This is a genomic window from Endozoicomonas sp. ONNA1, assembly GCF_024606325.1.
Taxonomy (GTDB): Bacteria; Pseudomonadota; Gammaproteobacteria; order Pseudomonadales; family Endozoicomonadaceae; genus Endozoicomonas_A.
Genome location: NZ_JAHHPN010000985.1, coordinates 1 through 2,139 on the forward strand (window position 1 = coordinate 1; position 2,139 = coordinate 2,139).

Consider the following 2,139-nt stretch of genomic DNA (forward strand, 5'->3'; position numbering starts at 1 on the left):
GCAAAGAACCTGTTTCAACGTCTTCCTGATTCGCCTTCTCCGGCAGAGGAGAACAGTGTAATCAATGAAAAGCTGACAGCATTAAACCCTCTGGAGGATGATAAACTGGTCAAGGACGGACTTTTGCAGATCAGGCAAACCCTCGAATCGGAAAATAACGAATTTGCCAGACAGCTGTTGAGTGAAGTTGACAATATCGAAAAAAAATTTATTCCAAGAGTTGACGTGGATGGCTATTTACCAAACATTTTTGTTGATGAAGATTTCAAATGCTGTACAAGAAGATTGTTGTATCTCTATGCAGCCTGTTCCGGTTTTTCAGAGAAAGCTGATATTGCTGAGTTAATGTCGTACATTAGATCGGTTCTGTATAACACTAATTCAGATAACATCTGGCATATTGCTAAAGAGCTGGCCTATTTGGCAAAACAACAAGGTTCCATCGATTATTGCCGTTATATTGATGCCGTGGCAAATATATTGAAAGCTCCTGCTCCTGTTGCCTTGCAGTTTGAAGAGCTCAAACAACTCAGTGATATCAATGGGTTTGTTTTACTTGAAGGCAAACCGCTGGCCCGTTATCTAACCGCACTCAGAGCAAACATTGGTAAAATAACCCCGGAATATTCACAGGTATTGCTCACTGCAGTTGACAACCTGGAGAGCAAGTATGCTGCTACGCCACTACCTGAGGATGTGCCCGTTATCAAAGTGAAAGTGCATCGACTTTTGATGATCATTGCCGCTTGCAAATCATCCAAAGAAATAATGGATACTTCAGTATTGGATCATTTTGTCAGGGCCATCATGAAACATGGCAATAAAAAAAATATTCCCTATCTGATCAGTGGGCTCGCCCGCCTGATTCAGAGTACTCCGAAAATACAGCAAATACTGGGTGAGTCCGGAATCAAGGGCGGAGATCATTTGCGATTGGCCCCGCTGCAATGGTTGGCATTTGTACCCGATGTCATCTCAGAAGATGACATTGAGGAACTCTGTAAATGTCTGCAAGCTTCTAGCGCTAGCAGGCGACGGATGAAAGATGGCAAGGTTTTCCACCAGTGGCTGGTCACTCTTGAGCGGGCATTGGCCAGCAATGATATGAATAAAGCAATGGTAATGCAGACCCTGAAAAAGCTTACCCAGAGCCTGACTTGTGAAAAACTGGGTTTGCTCTACATGATACTCAACATGGGAGACAGGTTTAATCAATTTCTGGACAGCATGGGCTTAAGCTGTCAGAAAGAAGGATTGCCATTGTTGATTGCCGAAAAAGGGGCTGACGCTTTAGTGGGAAAAAGTAAGGAGGTCTCACAATGGCTATGGAGACAACGACACCACTATCTCCTGCCTTTTTACATGGCATCAATGGAAGAATACGGAAATACAGAACTTACAGACCTTATCCTTCAGTTTACAGAGACCAGTGCCAGCAATACTTTTATTGAGAGCAGGCAGTCACCGCTGACCAATCCACACTTGAAGGCCGTTTACCGGATATATCCCCAATTCAAAGCAGGTTGGGGGGCGAACTTCAGTGACTTCAGCGAAGAAACCCGAAGCAAGCTGTTGTCCCCGGGAGAAACCCTGAAGCTGACGGAAGATCCCTGGGATCTTTTTATCAGTGGGCTTGAAGTTCGCACTTGTTTAACACCGGACGGCGCTCAGGATTACAGCAGAGGACTGATGAGCTACGTGATGGATGGACGCAATGCAATGATTGTTAGAAAGAACGCCAAAGGAGATATCCTCAGCAGAAGTGTTATCCGTATGGTGTTGGATCAGGATGATCGCCCTGCGTTATTTCTTGAGAAGGCCTACCCCGATAAGAGTGATTTATTGTTCATTGATGCCGCACGGGAAATTGCTGACGAGATGGAGCTACCTCTCTATCACCGCGCAGATCCTAAAAAAGGTGAAACAGGTGAAGCAGTGAAAATTCTGCAAGGAAGGGCACCTTTCGATTATTTTGACGCGTTCATGGTTACAAAGGAGAGACAGGAATTTACGATTACCAATGTACAATATGACGTAAGGTAGCCATAACGGATGCTTCACCACAGCATACGCCGACTCCAACTATCTCTTAGTCACACCTCAACACCTCCTGCCATTCCTCAGATGTGGAGGCAATCT

At 44.9% G+C, this 2,139-nt stretch carries 1 protein-coding gene; it reads left to right on the forward strand.

Annotation, left to right across the window (positions count from 1 at the left end):
* A partial coding sequence (locus KDK19_RS23725) for a hypothetical protein (protein ID WP_257293093.1) occupies window positions 1-2,043 on the forward strand: 2,043 nt, incomplete at its 5' end.
* Between the last annotated feature and the right edge of the window lie 96 nt (window positions 2,044-2,139).